This window comes from Cellulophaga sp. HaHaR_3_176 (genome assembly GCF_019021925.1).
GTDB lineage: Bacteria > Bacteroidota > Bacteroidia > Flavobacteriales > Flavobacteriaceae > Cellulophaga.
Map to the genome: position 1 here is coordinate 1,644,024 of NZ_CP058990.1, position 16,735 is coordinate 1,660,758.

The 16,735-nt window shown below is 29.3% G+C and carries 19 protein-coding genes; 3 read left to right on the forward strand and 16 right to left on the reverse strand.

Annotated features, from left to right (window positions below; genetic code table 11):
* Positions 1-78: 78 nt before the first annotated feature.
* The 6 genes from H0I23_RS07130 to H0I23_RS07155 all read right to left on the reverse strand — a co-directional run bounded on the left by H0I23_RS07130 (position 79) and on the right by H0I23_RS07155 (position 5,176).
* Complete coding sequence (locus H0I23_RS07130; RefSeq protein ID WP_216785768.1) at positions 79-579, reverse strand: tol-pal system YbgF family protein; 501 nt, start codon at positions 577-579, stop codon at positions 79-81.
* 75 nt (positions 580-654) lie between these two features.
* Positions 655-1,167, reverse strand: coding sequence for a hypothetical protein (locus H0I23_RS07135; protein ID WP_216785769.1), 513 nt, complete (start codon positions 1,165-1,167; stop codon positions 655-657).
* Between the two features lie 85 nt (positions 1,168-1,252).
* Positions 1,253-2,155 (reverse strand): hypothetical protein, encoded by a 903-nt coding sequence (locus tag H0I23_RS07140; RefSeq protein WP_216785770.1) that lies wholly within the window; start codon positions 2,153-2,155, stop codon positions 1,253-1,255.
* Positions 2,156-2,250: 95 nt separating this feature from the next.
* Positions 2,251-2,970, reverse strand: a complete 720-nt coding sequence (locus H0I23_RS07145) for a hypothetical protein (RefSeq protein WP_216785771.1) — start codon at positions 2,968-2,970, stop codon at positions 2,251-2,253.
* A gap of 431 nt (positions 2,971-3,401) precedes the next feature.
* Positions 3,402-4,265 carry a thioredoxin family protein gene (locus H0I23_RS07150; RefSeq protein WP_216785772.1) on the reverse strand — a complete coding sequence of 288 codons (864 nt, stop codon included), beginning with the start codon at positions 4,263-4,265 and terminating at the stop codon, positions 3,402-3,404.
* A 278-nt stretch (positions 4,266-4,543) separates the two neighbouring features.
* Entirely contained in the window at positions 4,544-5,176 is a 633-nt protein-coding gene (locus H0I23_RS07155; RefSeq protein WP_216785773.1) for a hypothetical protein, read from the reverse strand.
* Positions 5,177-5,511: 335 nt separating this feature from the next.
* Between H0I23_RS07155 and H0I23_RS07160 the strand changes: the two genes are divergently transcribed.
* Complete coding sequence (locus tag H0I23_RS07160; RefSeq protein ID WP_216785774.1) at positions 5,512-6,096, forward strand: hypothetical protein; 585 nt, start codon at positions 5,512-5,514, stop codon at positions 6,094-6,096.
* Positions 6,097-6,366: 270 nt separating this feature from the next.
* Here the strand turns inward: H0I23_RS07160 and H0I23_RS07165 are convergent, their stop codons facing one another.
* Together H0I23_RS07165 and H0I23_RS07170 are read right to left on the reverse strand one after the other, a co-directional pair.
* Positions 6,367-7,461 carry a hypothetical protein gene (locus H0I23_RS07165; RefSeq protein ID WP_216785775.1) on the reverse strand — a complete coding sequence of 365 codons (1,095 nt, stop codon included), beginning with the start codon at positions 7,459-7,461 and terminating at the stop codon, positions 6,367-6,369.
* Between the two features lie 340 nt (positions 7,462-7,801).
* Positions 7,802-8,704, reverse strand: coding sequence for a LysR family transcriptional regulator (locus H0I23_RS07170; protein WP_216785776.1), 903 nt, complete (start codon positions 8,702-8,704; stop codon positions 7,802-7,804).
* 93 nt (positions 8,705-8,797) lie between these two features.
* On the opposite strand from H0I23_RS07170, the gene H0I23_RS07175 reads away from it, so the two are divergent.
* A complete protein-coding gene (locus H0I23_RS07175; RefSeq protein WP_216785777.1) occupies positions 8,798-9,394 on the forward strand; it encodes an NAD(P)H-dependent oxidoreductase in 597 nt (198 codons plus the stop codon).
* A 61-nt stretch (positions 9,395-9,455) separates the two neighbouring features.
* On the opposite strand, the gene H0I23_RS07180 is transcribed toward H0I23_RS07175, so the two are convergent.
* The 8 genes from H0I23_RS07180 to H0I23_RS07215 all read right to left on the reverse strand — a co-directional run bounded on the left by H0I23_RS07180 (position 9,456) and on the right by H0I23_RS07215 (position 15,143).
* A complete protein-coding gene (locus tag H0I23_RS07180) occupies positions 9,456-10,313 on the reverse strand; it encodes an IS3 family transposase (protein ID WP_216783348.1) in 858 nt (285 codons plus the stop codon).
* Positions 10,313-10,708, reverse strand: coding sequence for a transposase (locus H0I23_RS07185; RefSeq protein WP_226989911.1), 396 nt, complete (start codon positions 10,706-10,708; stop codon positions 10,313-10,315). Before H0I23_RS07185 ends, H0I23_RS07180 begins: the two co-directional genes overlap by 1 nt.
* A gap of 227 nt (positions 10,709-10,935) precedes the next feature.
* Positions 10,936-11,451, reverse strand: coding sequence for a hypothetical protein (locus tag H0I23_RS07190; protein WP_216785778.1), 516 nt, complete (start codon positions 11,449-11,451; stop codon positions 10,936-10,938).
* Between the two features lie 140 nt (positions 11,452-11,591).
* Positions 11,592-12,041 carry a cbb3-type cytochrome c oxidase subunit I gene (locus H0I23_RS07195; RefSeq protein ID WP_216785779.1) on the reverse strand — a complete coding sequence of 150 codons (450 nt, stop codon included), beginning with the start codon at positions 12,039-12,041 and terminating at the stop codon, positions 11,592-11,594.
* 22 nt (positions 12,042-12,063) lie between these two features.
* The gene (locus H0I23_RS07200) at positions 12,064-12,267 is read right to left on the reverse strand and encodes a hypothetical protein (RefSeq protein ID WP_216785780.1); all 204 of its coding nucleotides are present in this window, start codon (positions 12,265-12,267) and stop codon (positions 12,064-12,066) included.
* A 440-nt stretch (positions 12,268-12,707) separates the two neighbouring features.
* Complete coding sequence (locus H0I23_RS07205; RefSeq protein WP_216785781.1) at positions 12,708-13,799, reverse strand: serine hydrolase; 1,092 nt, start codon at positions 13,797-13,799, stop codon at positions 12,708-12,710.
* 77 nt (positions 13,800-13,876) lie between these two features.
* Positions 13,877-14,365 (reverse strand): hydrolase, encoded by a 489-nt coding sequence (locus tag H0I23_RS07210; protein ID WP_216785782.1) that lies wholly within the window; start codon positions 14,363-14,365, stop codon positions 13,877-13,879.
* Between the two features lie 13 nt (positions 14,366-14,378).
* Positions 14,379-15,143, reverse strand: coding sequence for an MBL fold metallo-hydrolase (locus tag H0I23_RS07215; protein WP_216785783.1), 765 nt, complete (start codon positions 15,141-15,143; stop codon positions 14,379-14,381).
* Positions 15,144-15,228: 85 nt separating this feature from the next.
* On the opposite strand from H0I23_RS07215, the gene H0I23_RS07220 reads away from it, so the two are divergent.
* Positions 15,229-16,686, forward strand: coding sequence for a TonB-dependent receptor (locus H0I23_RS07220; RefSeq protein ID WP_216785784.1), 1,458 nt, complete (start codon positions 15,229-15,231; stop codon positions 16,684-16,686).
* The last annotated feature ends 49 nt before the right edge of the window (positions 16,687-16,735 follow it).

Genomic DNA, 16,735 nt, shown 5'->3' on the forward strand with positions numbered 1-16,735 from the left:
ACAATAGTTTCGTTACATACAATTACTAAACAGTATTGTTTGTAATTTTATTTGCTGTATTAAATAGGCTTAAGTTTATTACAACTCTTCCTTTGTTTGGTTTTTCTCTGCTGCAGACATCATTTTTAAAGCAGATTTAGCCAACCCACTTTCAGGAAATTCTTTTAAAGTTCTTTCGTAATATTCTTTTGATTTAATTCCCTTACCAATTTGTGAGTAACAAAAACCGATGTTTGCTAATGCCATTTCTCGGTAAGACATTTTTGAAGAACTTAATAGTGTTATAAATCGGTATTTATCAATCCATTCATATTTTTTAAAAAAAATATAACTTTTTTCAAAGTCCGATATTGCTTCTTCGAATTTTTCAAAATTATTATTCTTGATTCCTTTTCTATGATCTCGCGGAATTAAGTTTCTTAATGAAAAAGAGAGTAATAAATAAGTTATCGCACCAAAAAGAAAAGTTTCCTCTGGCCTTATCTGATGCCATACTAAAAAAATTAATCCCATTATAATAAAATGCAGCACAATTGAAACCCAATTGGTTTGTTTTACTGTAGGAACTTTTGAACTCATTTATTCGTCTATTTTTTACTCAATTTATCTTAATAAATGGCAAGTTATAATACCTACTCGTATTAAATTTTATTTTTATTCGATTTTAAAACTTTTTTCAACCAATTCAAAACCACTTTTATTACTCGCTTTGTCTTCAATTGCTTCTTGTATCAAAATCGAAAAAGTCTTTCCTTTAGCTTTAAAAAAATGAATAGCACCTTCGTGTTTAACACCTAGTAGCTTAAGCGTATATTTTAAATATGTTGTATTAAAGTCGTTAAAATTACCTTCTAATTCCTTTTCAAAAATCAAATCAGAATTTTTGTAAAGAATATTATTATTCATTTCATCTTTATGAATATTCATCCAATCAATTACTTCAATTTCCTTATTTAGCCACGTTATAGCAATTAAACCGCTGGAGTTCATACCATCTTTTTCTATAGATAAATAGTAGCCTATATCATCTAAATTTTCTTCATCAGCAATTTCCCATCCTTCAGGGCTAATAAATGATACTCCTTCATTTTCAAATTTTTCTTCAGGAGTATTTTGGCAAGAGCTAAAAGCAAATAATACTAGTAATAAAATAAGTGCGTTTTTCATTTGGTTTTTGGCGATTTATAATTAATGTTTTTATTTAATCCTAAACTCGACACTATGTATCGATTTTGGTATCACAAATTATTTTTTAAATCCATTCTACTTCAATTCCCATATCATTCAATTCATTAAAGACATGTTCTTTGGCATAGCATAATATTATCTTTTTTAAATTCGGAAATTTATGTGCATCACTTGCTGTTTCAATATCCCAATAATCCTCATCACCTTCACCAAACTTTAATAACTGCATGTAAATATCATTTCCTCCGTCTTGGTATATTTCGGTTACTTCTAAAGCTAATCTTTTAGGTATTGGTAAATCTATAAAATATTGCGTTACTTCATCTATAGGTTTATAACCTTCTATTTCAATATCAATTTTTCTTTTGTCATACCATTTTACAAATTCATTAAAATCAAACTTAGGTTTTAAGAGTTCTTTAGTATACATCAATTCTTGAATAATAGAAAGCTTAAATCCGAAGTCATTAAATTCAATTATTTCTTCTGTTAAATCTTTAATTAAATATTTTTCTTTTGGTATTTCTTCTTTGAAATCAAAGTTTTTTCCTAATGATATTGAGTACGGTTCTTTCTGATTTTTATAAGTCAGTTTTTGAACTTTATGTTTTTTTAAATCAAACTCTTTAAAATCTACCCCACTTACTTCCTTAGCATTAACCTTTAGTATTCCGCTAAAGACTTTTTTAGGAAAATGTGTAAGTTTATGATTGCTAGAGAGTAAAAAGTTAATATTCAAAATATTATCCCAGGTTCCGTAGTCAGCATATATGCCTAACTTATCCCAAACAACCCGCCATAGTAAATCGTGTTCTTGTTTTGATGGTTCTCCAAAAACCTCTTTAAGTGTGTTTAAATGAATAGGAAAAGATACCTGCAAACCATTAATCTTTATTTGATTCTCATCACACTCTATTAAAATTTTATTTTCAGATTCTTCTTTTTTCTTTTTAAAAAAATTGAACATAATTTTAATTATTACTTTTTAAAAGTAGTTTATTTCGATTTAGCACTTAATCCAAACTTTTTATTTTGTTTCATTTTTTTAATGCTCTTCTATTACTAATTAAACTTAATCTCTTCTTCTTCGAGTTCTTCATTTTCTTCCGATGCTACAAGTAATTTTATGTCATTACCTTTTACAATGTACTCTTCAAATTTTTCTCCGTTCCATTTTAAAAATATTTTATTAATGATTTCACGGTTTTCAAATTCTTTTTCCATCCATGTATTTAGTAACACCTCTATTGTTTCATCATTAATAAATCCATAATGTAATTTAGGCTGGTATGACTCTGGCAATTTGTCCTCTTTGCTTAAAAAATCGTTTGCAGAATATTTTTTTAATACATCTGATTCTTGAAGATTTTTATCTTTACTAGAATAGTTCCATGTAAGAAGGTTTGTATGTTGTTCGTTGGTTATTTGGGCAAATAACAGCCCGTCCGAATTATCTTTACTTTTAAAAAAACGCAAAGTGACTTCGCTCAAAGGTTGTTTGCCCTGTATTGCGAGCTTTGTTTTATTTTCGTCAGCTATTCTCCAAGAAGCTGATTCTCCATTTTTTATTAAATCATTTTTTTCTGAAAAGCTCAACCCTTCTGTAGTTTCGTCAAAAATAGTTAACGGACTTAAACTGAATAACGATTTAATGTCAATCGATTCAATTTTTTCAGGTTCTTCACCAATTATTTTTAAAGTACTATCCGATGTGCTTTTATTGCTTGGTTGATTGCAAGCAAACAGTAAAATAGATAATAAGAAAAAAAGTGATTTTTTCATTGTTTTGATTTTTGCTTTTATAACTACTCAGGCTTAATTCAAATAATTAATATGCTGAAAATACTACGTTTTAGTGTAATTTACACGTAATTATATTGTTATTTCAACATAATAATAATAATAATAATAGCTAACAAAATAAAGTTTACTTTATTAATTATATATTTATTTTGGAAATCAAAAAGTTGCAGGTTTAATTTGACCTGAATAGTTCTTTTTTTTTAATTGCACATAACGTCTCTGTATATGGCTCGTAGCGTGCAAATTATGAAATTACTTTCGGATTAAGCACGAGCCGAATTTTTTAATTTTTCTTATTATCTTTTTTCTCAATAAGCCAAATTAAAAAATTTGGCGGACTCGCAAATATACCTTAACTTCGATTAAGCGCTTGACAAGCTATGAGCTATATACATTGTTGCCACACGTTTTTATTCCGATTTCTTTTTATCGAATTCTTCTTTAAACATTTTGATATTGTAATTTGCGTGTTCCTCTTCAAGAGCCTCTTTTGCAAACTTACTCGCTAAATCGAATTTCGATTGGCTTTTATTCTCGATAGCATCTTCGAATTTCCCAAAGGTTAAAAATAATAATGCCACACTTACATCTGTTTCCCCATATAGTTCAATGTACGTACTTTTCTTTTTTAAAAAATTGTCAGCTATATTTGTTGGTAATTTATTCGCAAAATATACTAAAGTTGAAAAATATCCTTCGGATAAAATGTCGTGTTTTTTATTCCAGTATTCTTTAAAATCTGAACGCGAGGTCGCTTTTTTGTCGTCTCTATTTACAAAATCAATATAGAAAGCTGGATATTTACTAATTTCGATTTTATCAGAATATCCTTTTAGGATTTTATTCCTTTTATTCAGATTAATTGATTCTGTTATAAATTCAAATACACTTTTATTGAGTTCTTTTAAATCATCTCCGGCAAAACCATATTTTCTATTTAAAACAAAACCTTTACTGTTAAGTATTATTCCAGTTGGATAACTATTAACGTGATGTTTTTTTGATAAATTGTGAGTTTTATCTTGTTCAGCGTCGTATCTCAGTAGAACAAAGTTTTTTCCGATTTTTGCACTTATTGTGTCGTTTTGGAAAATCAATTTATCCAGTTTTTTACAAGGTGCACACCAAGTAGTATAAAAGTCTATAAAAAGTAATTTATTTTCTTTAAGTGCAATTTTTCTTGCTTTTTCATAATCTTGTTCAATAATTGTTAATTTCTGGGAATAACCAACGCTTGAGATTAAAAGAAGTAATATTATTATCCAATTTTTCATTATTCTATTTTTTTTACTAAAGACTGTTTTAATTTGATAATGTTACAGTTTCACAGTTTTTTTTTAAATGTGTGGCAACGTCTACGTATAAGAAATCGTAGGACAGGTGATAAGCACTTTCATTTCGGTTTATTACTTAGCTAAATATAAATATTTTGCTTTTATCTTTTCTATTATAAACGCCAAATTTTATATTTAGCGGACTTAATTAATATTCACAGACCTTTCGGTTTAGCACGAACGCCCTATGTTTTTTATACATTGTTACCAATAGTTTTTTAATCAAAATTAGACCAATTTCCTCTGTTTAGATTGCCTCTTAATTTTTTATCATATAATTTATTAGCGATGAATATAGTTACCCAAAATCTATCTTTTTTATAGAACTGGTCATATGTTTTTTTAGGATATATTTGAATGACTCTATTTTTATCAAACCAAGTTAATCTAGTTCCTTTAGCAAAAAGTTTTTCTCTGTCTGTTGAATTAGAAGAATCCTTTATTATAGGATTCCCATATAATATTTTCAGTTTCGAAATCATTTTATGATAAGTAATACTGTCTGTATTCTCATTTTTAGCATAAAAGACTAATAATTCATTTTTGGAATTAGTCAAAGCTCCAACTTTTGAGAAATATAAATTATCAAAAACAGCTAATTTATCTGTTGAAGAAGACTTTTTGTGTGTGTATTCAGAAACTCCTTCTATATTGCCTTTAGTATTATATTCATATTCTCCAATATTATATTTTTCATAAATTACTTCATCGGTATCAAAAAAGAAGTCTACATTAAAGTTGTTATTTAGCTTTTCAAGATTTAGAATATCTTTTTTGAATTTTGAATTACTTTGTCCATTACAACCAGTAATAATGATTAACATTATAATACTTAAGAATATTTTGTTCATTTTTTAATTATTGGTAACGTTCAGTATAAGAAATCGTAGGGAAGGTGATAAGCACTTTCGTTTCGGTTTATTACTTAGCTAAATATAAATATTTTGCTTTTATCTTTTCTTCTATAAATACCAAATTTTATATTTAGCGGACTTTGTTAATATGAACAGAACTTTCGGTTTAGCACAAACGCCCTATGTTTTTTATACATTGTTAACTGCTGTTATTTATCTCTATTGGACTATTAATTCAATCATTGCTAATAAAATATAAATATTACCTTAGGCTAGTACAAGAAGTTGAATAAAAATAACTTATTTTAATATAAAATTTTAAAAAAAATATTGTGAAAAAAAAACTTCATATTTTAGTTCTGTTGTTTTTTTGTTTTTGCTCTTGCAAAACAGAAAAAACCAAATTAAAAAGTGAATCATCAGAAAAAAAAGAAAAAATCTCAAAAAAAGAAAATTATAAAGCCTGCCTAGATGAAGTGTTTTTTAATAATGTACGATTAGGTAATTATGGTCATATAATAAAAATAACTCCTGATACATTAAAGCCTAAAAACAATATGGATTATAATTTACTATTGATAAGGGATAAAAAAATGTCAGATTCAGGTAATTTAAAATTGAACGACACAATAATTAATATGTTAATAAATAAAAACACAATTAAAAAATCATATAAACAAAACAAAAAAGATACTATAAACATTGATAATTTTCATTTGCTGACAGCTAATTATTATTATAGTCGAGCATCAGAAAGTCATTTTTCAGTTTTAATGTATTCAATAAAAGACTCATTGTTTTGTAATGTAGGTTATCATTTCGATTATCACAATGGAAAGTATAGATTTAGTATTTATAAAGAAAAAGAGACTAAGATAAAGGCTATTGAAAAATATAATAATTTTAAATGTAACTAATTTTAATCCAAGTAATCATCATTTTTCGCAACAATATGTGAAGTCTAATCAGTGTTTGTTATTTCTTTTTTTCTAATTGCAGTTAACGGTTTGTATAAGAATCGTAGGGCGAAAAAACGCACGAACCATTCGGTTAAGCAAAAGCCGAATTTTTAAATTTTACTTATTATCTTTTTTTCTCAATAAGCCAAATTTAAAAATTTGGCGACCTAGAAAATGTGCCCGAAACTTGCGGTTTTGCTACAATTGCCCTATTATTTTTATACGTTGTTAGCTGTTGTTAAATTTCGGGATGTTTATCTTTTTAGCTGTATATAAATCGTTATTATTATTATTATTATCAAACCAGAATTTCAGAATATTTGTTTTAGTTTCATAAAATGGTTCAATTTTGAAAACTTGTTTGGTGTTTTCCTCGTCAAATATTGCAATCAATCCTAATTCTGTTGTCGCATCCCCTAAAATTATATGGTCGGCTGTGTGAACATTTTCAGTTCTTTGTATTACTCCATTAAAGAATGGTAATTTCTTTTTTGGTTCAAGACCTACTCGATAAACAAAAGGATTACTTCTTTCATAATATACATAGCTTAAATCATCTTGAGTATGCATTAAAATCGGATTGCTCATTAATATTGTTGAATCAATTAATTGGCATAATGTTGCTTTTCTATTTAAGGTTTTTTCTCTATAAACTTCAAGTTTTATTATTTCTTGTGTAACGTCCTTAATAAGAAAAATTTCGCCTTCGTGACCCATTGCTATTTGAACCAAATCTTGGTCTTGTATTATTTTATCAAGACTTGTGAAATAAGCAAAACACAAACTTTTTAACTCCTTAGTTCCTTGATAATTCCAAACAGAGCCAATATAATCACTCGATTGTTCTATGAGTTTTTTGACTTCTTCAGTCGTATGGTGGTAAAGGTTAATGTATGGTTTTCCTTCAATGACCTTCCCTTTACCTGTTGAATATTCCAATAAATTTTCAGGTCCAGTTATCCTGCATTTAAATAAATTAGAATTGTCTTGAAAATTATCAATATGCCATTCGTTAGAAATTGAAATTGTCAAAGTATGTCCCCAAGCAATATCGATGTTGATAGTTCCGTAAATTTCTTCTTCGGTGAACTTGTGTAAATGGTTAGGAAGAAAAGAATAGTGCTGAAACCAAGAAAAATTTTCGTCATCGTCCATTATATAAATCAAATCAGGAACTATGATTGAAAACATTTCGCAATGAACAAGTTTGCATTTAAAAAAGCCTTCAAATTTGGTGTTGCCTATTCCTGCGCCTCCACGGATTGTATTGTATAGATTAGATTTTTCTAATTCAGTTCTGTCAAATTGATAATTTTCTTTCACTCTCGATGTTTCTATTAATAACAGCTAACGTACGGCTAACCGTACATGTACTGTTATATTTTATTATTTTAAATAACCGTAATTATACGGTTTCTTAATTTACCTTCTATTATTTACAGTTAATGCTCTAAAATAGATAAAAATATATGGGTAAATTATTACATTGCTAATATAGAAAATAATACTCTTTAAAATCTTGTGGAAAGCCGCAGTGGTGAAAAAAAGTATAAAATAAAAGCTCAAAGAATCTGTTTTTTGAATCTATGAGCCTAGAATAATAGTGTATCAGATTAAAGAAGAAAAGAGTTATTTTTTTTCTCAGTTCTTTGTTGTACTGCGTTTATTTCATTTTTGATGTAAATATATTCTTAATTGTATCTAATTCTTTTTTGTATTTTAAATCCGTTCTTGATGCAAAATATAAGGTGTTTTCCGTTTTTACTTTTCCTTCCCAAACTAAATTTATTTCGTTTCTTAAAATTTGTTCTCGACATAAAAAATCTGGAACTAATGCAAGTCCGTTTCCATTGTTTAAACATCTTATTATAGAAGTAATATTTGGTAAGATATAGTTTGGTTTAAAAGCGGGTTTCTTATTAAAGTTCTCAAACCAAAAACGTCTAAAATGTTCCATTTCGTTTGATGAACTATACCAAACATTTTGAAGTAGTTCCTCTTCTAACTTATTTAAATTTTTTGAATTAATGTGTTTTTGTATTTTAGTTACATTGGTTTTATTTCCTGCTATTAAAACGATTCTTTCTTTTGAAAAAGGAATATACTCAACTAATGATTTTTTTTCATTCTGTTTTTTAGGTGTTATTACTAAATCTAAAATTCCATTATTTAGGTCTTTTATTAAATCTGTATGTGCTCCAAATCTAGCTACTAGGTCAAAGTCCAGTTTTGGGATTTTGGGTTCAATAATAAGTTGAAACATTTCAGAACACATTCCTATATTTAAAGATGGATTTTTTTCTTGCGTTGTTTTTTTAAAATGCTGTTCTGCTATTTCAAGTTTTTTTAAAGATTCAATTATATATTCATATAAAAATTTCCCATCTTCTGTTGGAATCATTTTTCTCGAAGTACGTTCAAAAAGTTTTTTGCCAACATAAGCTTCTAAAGCATTTAAGTGTACACTAACTCCAGGTTGGGACGCATATAAAGCAATAGAAGCTTTGGTTAAAGTTCCGTTTTCATATATTTCTTTAAATGTTCTGTACCATTCTAAATTCACCATAGCTATTAAAAATTTAATACAAAGGTATGATTTGTATTATTTTTACAATAATAAACATTGCTTTAGTTTTGTCCCATATAAAATAAGAGACAAATGAAAAACATTTTTATAATTAATGGAAGTCATCCATTTGCACATTCTGGTGGAAGATTTAACGAAACACTTTTTAATACCACTACTTCATATTTTGAATCAAACGAAGAATTTGAAGTAAAAACTACTCAAGTAGGTGAAAAATACGATGTAAAGGAAGAAGTTGAAAAATTTAAGTGGGCAGATCTAGTGATTTATCACACTCCAATTTGGTGGTTTCAAATACCGTTTGGATTTAAAAAGTATATAGATGAAGTTTTTACTGAAGGTCATCAAAATGGAATTTATGCAAGTGATGGAAGAAGTAGAAAAAATCCAAACATCAATTACGGGACCGGTGGTTTAATGCACGGGAAAAAATATATACTTACTACAAGTTGGAATGCACCTAAAACCGCATTTACTTTAGAAAATGAATTTTTTAATCAAAAAAGTGTAGATGAAGGTGCTATGTTTGGGTTTCACAGAATGAATGCTTTTACAGGAATGGAATTATTAGCAACACATCATTTTCACGATATGGAAAAAAATGCAGATGTTCCTTTTGAGTTGAATAATTACAGTGTTTTTTTAAATGATTTAATGATTAATTTTTAATTTATCTGGTTCGTTCTGAAAATGTCACGTCCTAAAATACGGCTACAGATTAATATTAGTTTTAAGCGGCATATTGATGCACGTAATTAGGTGTTTTATAATCTAAAGATAAATGCAATCTTTTAGAGTTGTATAATTTGATTGCATTTTTGGCTGCTTTTTTCGCATGTATCACGCTGGTAAAGGTTTGGTCAAGATAGAATTCATCTTTTAGAATACCGTTTACCCTTTCTGCTAGGGCATTTTCATAGCAATGGTTTTCTTCAGTCATACTGATTTTAATTTTCTTTCTTTTCAATATTTGAGTATAGACATTACTGCAATATTGAATACCTCTGTCCGAGTGATGAATAAGTTGGTCAATATTCTTGGCATTGTAAATAGCCTTATTTAAAGCTCTGACACACCCTTTTAGTTCTAGGCTATCACTTAGGTCATATCCAACGATTTTACGTGAGTACATATCTGTAATCAATGCTAGGTAACAGAATCCTTTAATGGTTCTGATGTAGGTTATATCGGAAGCCCAGACTTGATTAGGTCTATTGATTTTCAAGTCTTTTATAATATTACCATACTTATAAAACCTATGATATGAATTTGTGGTTCTAGAAGAATATTTTTTTCTTCTAACGAGTAATCGATTTTCTCTTAGGATACGGAATAGCTGGTCTCTACCTACTTTAAGGTCGTACTTTTGAAACTCATTTTTTAATGATCTCATGAGTTTTCTGGTACCTTCTCGAGGTAGTGTTCTTCTACTTTCCCGAACAAGTTGGATTACATCTTGTTCTATCTGTTTTTTGATAACAAAACGTTTTTGGAATTTGTAATAGGCATCTCTTTTCAGATCAAAGGCATTACAGATAGTACAAATTGAATAGAGCCTTTCATTACGGTTTATCGGTGCTACTTTCATTAGGGCTTTATGTTTAAGTTTTTTTTTAATTCTTCAACATCTCTATAGCCTAGGTTCTCGGCCGCTACCTCGAGATAGCTATCGGTCACCAGTTTGTCCAGGTCCTTTTTAATAAGAAGGTCCTTAAGTTGTTTGAGCTCTTTTTGAAGGGCTTTGATACGGGAAAGTTCATCGTCTGTTTGCACGGTTACACGGGTATTCATTAAATCTTTACGATCATACTTTTTGATCCATACGTTTATAGTACTGGATTGAATACCGTAAGTTAATGCAATTTGTCTTTTGGAATGGTTTCCTTTGGTAAGTTCTGCCAAGACTTTGAGCTTAAAGCTCTCACTATAGCGTTTTACATATCCATCATTTTTATACATATACTTGAAGTGTTTTGTATACATATTTCAGGACGGGTCAAAATTGTGCCCAACGGTTTAGCTATGAACAGTGCGGGAACAAACTGACGTTTGCTTTCCGCCACGCACATAGCGAAATCTTTTTGTTTTGTTTTTTCTTTTTTTGTCCAAAGCAAAATCCCAAAGATTTTGCGACATTCTAAATATACACAGACCTTTCGGTTTTGCCCTAAAGTTCGCATTACGTTTAGGTTTTGTTGGCAAGTGGCTTTTTATTCCGTTCTTTTCCTTAAATCAGTTACTTCGTTTTCTAAATCATATTTTGCTCTTAATTTCCATTCCGTTCTTTCGTTTTCGGCTTGAGTTTTAGACTCTTTTTTGTTCGGCGGTAATGGTTCGGGAGGTGTTGTGGCAGAAACGTTGTTTTCGGGGTTTTCAAAACTACGAGTTAGCCCACAAGCGTTTATCTCGATTAAATTTTCAGTGTTATAATTGCCATAAATTAGCCATCTACCTTCCTTGTTAATTATCGGACCACAATAATTATCATAAGTTCCTTCATAAATGTTTCCAATTCCATCTCCATTAAAAGATTCAACTACCTTAATCTCAAAAGTGCTATTTTCAAAATCAATTTTGAGTACTTCTCCAATAAAAATACAATCAGAATTTTGAAATTCGTAGTCTTGAATAGCTTTTAAACTTTTAGGAATGGAACAGGTACAAGCAAATGCATTGTAAGAAATCAATGTTAATATGAGAAATAATATCTGTAATCTATTTTTCATTTTTCAGCTTGTTTCCAACGTGATTGTATATGGTTTGTTGCGTGTTTCAAGCAACTAATTTAGTAAATAATTACCGACCAAGAAAGTCCGCGAGGACTTTCGTAAGTAGGCAAGAAGCCAGCAATAAATTATATACGGTGTTAGCCACTGGTTTTGTTTTTCCTAAATATTCCAATTATAATGTTTATTATATAGAATAATTGACCAAAAATAATTGTTAGAAATATTAAAGTCAAAATTAAATTTTGTGTAGAAAGGTCATCGTAAAGTGGAAATTCAGACTTTTTACTTTCAAATGATATTAAAGGAATTCCTAACATTATTAATAATGAACCAAAAGTTAATATAATATGAATCCAATTCAGCCATTTTGATAGTTTTCTATTAGCTTTTTTCATTATCCAATATCCAAATCCTATTATTCCAAATAGTGCTGAAATTAAAATACTCAAGTGATATTTAGTGAAAACGAAATAAGTATCGTGAATATTCACATCCATAGTTTCGGTTCCACTTAAAATTCCGATTAATATTATTAATGGAACAGAAAGCCAAAAAATCAGATGTGGTTTATTATTTAAAATGGTCATTTCAAAAAACTTAAAATTTTAATTAATCAATTGTTTTTTCCTTTGACTTTTTGGTCAAGAATTCAGTCAGTTTTAATAATTCAGATTTTTCATATTTAATTGGACCTAAAATAACTTTCGCAAATTCTAAAGTTTGTTTTTCATTCCATTCAGAGATTGCTTGGAAAGAACTTTCTGTCATTTCATTTAATCTTTCAGTAATAGATTTTCCAACATAATTATCCAATTCAAATCGGAATTCAGGAATTCCAGCGTTATTGTTCCTTTTTTTAGTTTTATTTTCTCAAGAATTGAATTCCCAATAGGACTATTTGCGAATTGATTAGATTCATATAAATTCAAATTTTCATATTTGACTTTACTCAAAAGTTTTTTTAAAAAGAGAAGTTCAATGTCGTTAAATTCATTCATTTTGAGTTCTGATTGGTACTTGTGGCTAACGGTTGGTATATGAAAAGTAGCGTGTAAATAGACACTAAATTTTCGGATTATACACGAGCCGAATTTTTTAATTTTCTTTTTATCTTATTTTCTCAAAAAGCCAAATTAAAAAATTTGGCGGACTCTGAAAATACACACGAACCTCTCGGAAAGCCTTTAATAGCTATGTTTTATATACATTGTTATCTCTCGTTTTTTTCCATAATGCTCTTTTCAACTCCAATTTTATGGCAATGTATATTCTAGGTCTGAATAGATACTTAAAATTCCAATTGCCACATCATTGGATGACATTGAAACTCCATTTAAAGTAAAGGACATAGTCACATTATCATTCGGAAAGTGCATAATGTATGATTGAAAACCATCTAGTAGTCCAGTATGCCCTAATGACATTTTTTCGAAAAAGGGAATAGGAATTAGTCCAATCCCTAAGCCTTGACTTGTGTCCTGCATAGACTGTAATGAATTTTGAGATACTACATTTCCGGCAAATAGTTCTGTATAGAAAGTATTTAGGTCTAATGGGCTTGATACTATTGAACCTGTTGCGTTTACAAGAGTTGTGTTCGTTTCAATTGCTAAAGCCCAATCATTAGATTGTGGGTTATATGATAATGCCTCATCATTAGAAGTATCGATTGCTCCGCCATTATAGGTGTCTGTTAAACCTAAAGGAATTATTATTCGGTCTCTTAATGCGTCTGAATAAGATTTTTGGTCGATGTTTTCTATAATAAAACCTAGAATGACATAATTTGTGTTTGAATATGCAGTTTGTTCATTTGGCTCAAAAACAGTTCCGTTTTCAATAAACAAATCGATTAGTTGTTGTTGCGTAGCTGGCTGAGTAACAATATCAGTTCCGTATGCAGTTTCTGTGTAGTTGAAAAGTCCACTTCTATGATTCAACAAGTTTTCAATTGTTATTAAATTTGAGTTTGGCAATTCTGGAAAGAAATTGTCAAGAGTTGTAGATAAAGTCAAACTATTTTCTTCTACCATTTGCATAATGATGGATGCTGTAAAAGTTTTTGTGATTGAGGCAATTCGGTATTTCGTTTGTGCTGACGCAGTAATATTATTTTCTATGTCAGCTTGTCCAAAAGATTTTTGATAATCGACCTGTCCATCTTTAAAAATAGCTACACTACCCATTCCAAGATTTTGCTCCTCAAGAGTTGATAAAAAATTATCCATCTTATTTTGGTCAAAATTTTCTCCAAATTCAAAACTATCGTTTGTACTATCGTCCGAGCAACTCGCTATAAAGCATATAATTAAAATACTTAAAATCTTTAGTTTAATATTTTTCATAATTTTTGTTTAAATGAGAGATAACGTACGGATAACCGTACAATTACGGTTATTTTCAATAATAAATAATAAAGAAACTACCTCGCGTATAATAAATGGTCTGTAAGTGAGAAATCTACTCCTAAATCGTCTTTAAGTTCATATTTTATCAATAAATCTCCCCAATATTTACCATCAGAAAAATCGGCAACAATCCACTTATGGTTTAATACTTTTATCTTATTTATTTTAAATTTACCCTCCATACCTTCGTAAGGTACTAAAGGGTTGTCGCCTTTGCCTTCGTTAGTCTCTAAAAGCTTATCGGTAATATAACTTGTTGGGTTGGTAAGGTTTAAATGCTCGTAATAAGCTAAAGCATCATCATTATTATTTAATGAAAAATACTCTATTTCAAGCATTTTTAAATGTAAGTTCTTAATAGAGTCTTGTAAAACCAATTTATCATCATGCAATGTGTTTATGGTTTTGGTATTTTCTTCTACCATTGTATTTGCACTTACAAATTGGTATAAAGCTATTAATGATGCAAAAATAAATAGGTAAAGAAATAATCTGCTTTTCATCTGAAAATTTAAATTAGATAGTTATTGTTAAGTTATCGTATCCCAAATATACATTATCTGGTAAGTTTTTTTCTACTTCATCATGAAACCCAAGTAGGTGGCTTATATGTGTTAAATAGGCTTTTTCAGGTTGCACTTTTGCTATAAAAGCAAGTGCTTCTTCTAAATTAAAATGTGAATGGTGCGCCTCAATACGCAATGCATTTACGACTAATATTTTTACGCCTTTTAGTTTTTTAATTTCTTCGTCTGTAATAGTTTTTACATCTGTTAAATAAGCAAAATCTTTAAATCGGTAACCAAATACTTGTAGCCTATTATGTTGTACGCTTATAGGTACAACCGCTACTCCACCTAGTTTTAAAACCTTGTTATTTTCTACGGTATGTATATCTACTGCTGGTGCACCTGGGTACCTATTTAGGCTGGCAAAAATATAATCGAAACGCTTTTTTAAAGAGTCTATCACTCTTTCATGCGCATATATAGGTATATCGCCTTGTCTGAAAAAAAAAGGCCTAATATCGTCAATACCTGCAGTATGATCTGAATGTTCGTGGGTAAACAAAATACCATCTAATTTATCAATTGGGTTGGCTAGCATTTGCTGTCTAAAATCTGGCCCACAATCAATAACATAATTAAATTCGTCCCAAGATATAAGAACTGAGACTCTTAAGCGTTTATCTTTTGTGTTTTTACTTAAACAAACTGGGTGTGTGCTCCCTATTATCGGAATTCCTTGTGATGTGCCTGTACCTAAAAAAGTAATTTTCACTTAATAATCGATTTAAATCAAATTTATAACTTATTTAGTTATTAGATAACTCAATCTTATTAACTTTGTTACAAACTTTAAATAAATGGCTTCCGTTTTAAAAAAGGACACTGCATTCGAAAATATTCCGTCCATAAAATCTAAAACCCTAAGAATCAATCTTAACCCTGATATCTACGGGACATTTTCTGAGATTGGTGCTGGACAAGAGACCTCTGGACATTTTTTTAGATCTGGTGGTGCATCGGGTACTATTGCGAAAGCAATGAGTGCTTATGATAAAGATTTTAGTGATGCCATTTATGGTATTGAAAAAGATGGTAGATATGTAACACAATCTCGCTTAAAGAAAATGTTAAGCTATGAGATGAAAAACATGGAAGACCGTATCAGTAGAAAAAAACATCCTGAACGTTTGTTTTTCTCTTACGCGAATACGGTTGCTACGATTGATTTTTCAAAAAGATATAAAGGCCATGGTTGGATTGGTATCCGCTACCAATTAGACCCTACGCAAACTGAGTATGATGAAATTATACTGCATGTGCGTTTTAAACAAAACGAGGCTCGTTTACAACAAGAAACTCTTGGTATACTTGGTGTAAACCTTATTTATGGTGCATTTTATAAAAATGATCAACCTCGTAAAATTCTTAAATATTTATACGACCATATTGATAAGGATACCTTAGAAATTGACATGATCAATTTTTCGGGGCCTAACTTTAAAAATGTAGATAACAGGTTAATGAGTTTGCAGCTTATTAAAAACGATATGACCGATGCGGTTATGTTTGGCCCTGATGGTAATAACTTATTACCTGCTGCAATTTTATACAAAAAAAACATATTAGCATTACGTGGTAGTTTTAGACCTGTTACGAAAGTGAATATGGATATGCTTAAAAAATCTTATGATATTTTTATAAGAGAGCCTAGCGTAAAAGAAGAGAATGCAATGGTTATTTTTGAAATAACACTATCTAACTTAAAAGCATCTGGCGAAATTGATGAGCAAGATTTTATGGATAGAGCTGAATTATTGTGTTCTTTAGGGCACACAGTAATGATATCTAAATTTCAAGAATACTTTAAACTTGTTGAGTACTTTAATAATTACACCAAATCTAAAATTGGTTTGACGATGGGTGTAAATAATTTAGTAGATATTTTTGATGAGAAATATTACCGTCATTTAAGTGGTGGTATTTTAGAAGCCTTTGGTAAATTATTCTTTAAAGATCTTAAAGTGTATTTATACCCAATGAAAAATGATGAGACTGGTCAGATAATGACAAGTAATAACGTGAAGGTTCACCCTAGAATGAAAGAGCTTTACAAGTTCTTTAAATACAATGGTAAAGTGATGGATATTATAGATTACGATCCGGATATTTTACACGTATTCTCTAGAGATGTTTTAAAGCAAATAATAGAAAACGAAGAAGGTTGGGAAAAAGTTTTACCAGAAGGTATCGCTGAAATCATTAAAACAAAACAGCTTTTTACACGCAAAAGAATCGAAGAAATTACGGGTAAATAATTACCGAAGTAATAACATACATAAAAACCCCTAAATAACTACTATTTAG

What these genes read in the sequence shown, in the direction of transcription:
- H0I23_RS07130 (WP_216785768.1), bottom strand. Translation starts at nt 579, where the DNA reads ATGAGTTCAAAAGTTCCTACAGTAAAACAAACCAATTGGGTTTCAATT.
- H0I23_RS07135 (WP_216785769.1), bottom strand. Translation starts at nt 1,167, where the DNA reads ATGAAAAACGCACTTATTTTATTACTAGTATTATTTGCTTTTAGCTCT.
- H0I23_RS07140 (WP_216785770.1), bottom strand. Translation starts at nt 2,155, where the DNA reads ATGTTCAATTTTTTTAAAAAGAAAAAAGAAGAATCTGAAAATAAAATT.
- H0I23_RS07145 (WP_216785771.1), bottom strand. Translation starts at nt 2,970, where the DNA reads ATGAAAAAATCACTTTTTTTCTTATTATCTATTTTACTGTTTGCTTGC.
- H0I23_RS07150 (WP_216785772.1), bottom strand. Translation starts at nt 4,265, where the DNA reads ATGAAAAATTGGATAATAATATTACTTCTTTTAATCTCAAGCGTTGGT.
- H0I23_RS07155 (WP_216785773.1), bottom strand. Translation starts at nt 5,176, where the DNA reads ATGAACAAAATATTCTTAAGTATTATAATGTTAATCATTATTACTGGT.
- H0I23_RS07170 (WP_216785776.1), bottom strand. Translation starts at nt 8,704, where the DNA reads ATGGTGAATTTAGAATGGTACAGAACATTTAAAGAAATATATGAAAAC.
- H0I23_RS07175 (WP_216785777.1), top strand. Translation starts at nt 8,798, where the DNA reads ATGAAAAACATTTTTATAATTAATGGAAGTCATCCATTTGCACATTCT.
- H0I23_RS07180 (WP_216783348.1), bottom strand. Translation starts at nt 10,313, where the DNA reads ATGAAAGTAGCACCGATAAACCGTAATGAAAGGCTCTATTCAATTTGT.
- H0I23_RS07185 (WP_226989911.1), bottom strand. Translation starts at nt 10,708, where the DNA reads ATGTATACAAAACACTTCAAGTATATGTATAAAAATGATGGATATGTA.
- H0I23_RS07190 (WP_216785778.1), bottom strand. Translation starts at nt 11,451, where the DNA reads ATGAAAAATAGATTACAGATATTATTTCTCATATTAACATTGATTTCT.
- H0I23_RS07195 (WP_216785779.1), bottom strand. Translation starts at nt 12,041, where the DNA reads ATGACCATTTTAAATAATAAACCACATCTGATTTTTTGGCTTTCTGTT.
- H0I23_RS07205 (WP_216785781.1), bottom strand. Translation starts at nt 13,799, where the DNA reads ATGAAAAATATTAAACTAAAGATTTTAAGTATTTTAATTATATGCTTT.
- H0I23_RS07210 (WP_216785782.1), bottom strand. Translation starts at nt 14,365, where the DNA reads ATGAAAAGCAGATTATTTCTTTACCTATTTATTTTTGCATCATTAATA.
- H0I23_RS07220 (WP_216785784.1), top strand. Translation starts at nt 15,229, where the DNA reads ATGGCTTCCGTTTTAAAAAAGGACACTGCATTCGAAAATATTCCGTCC.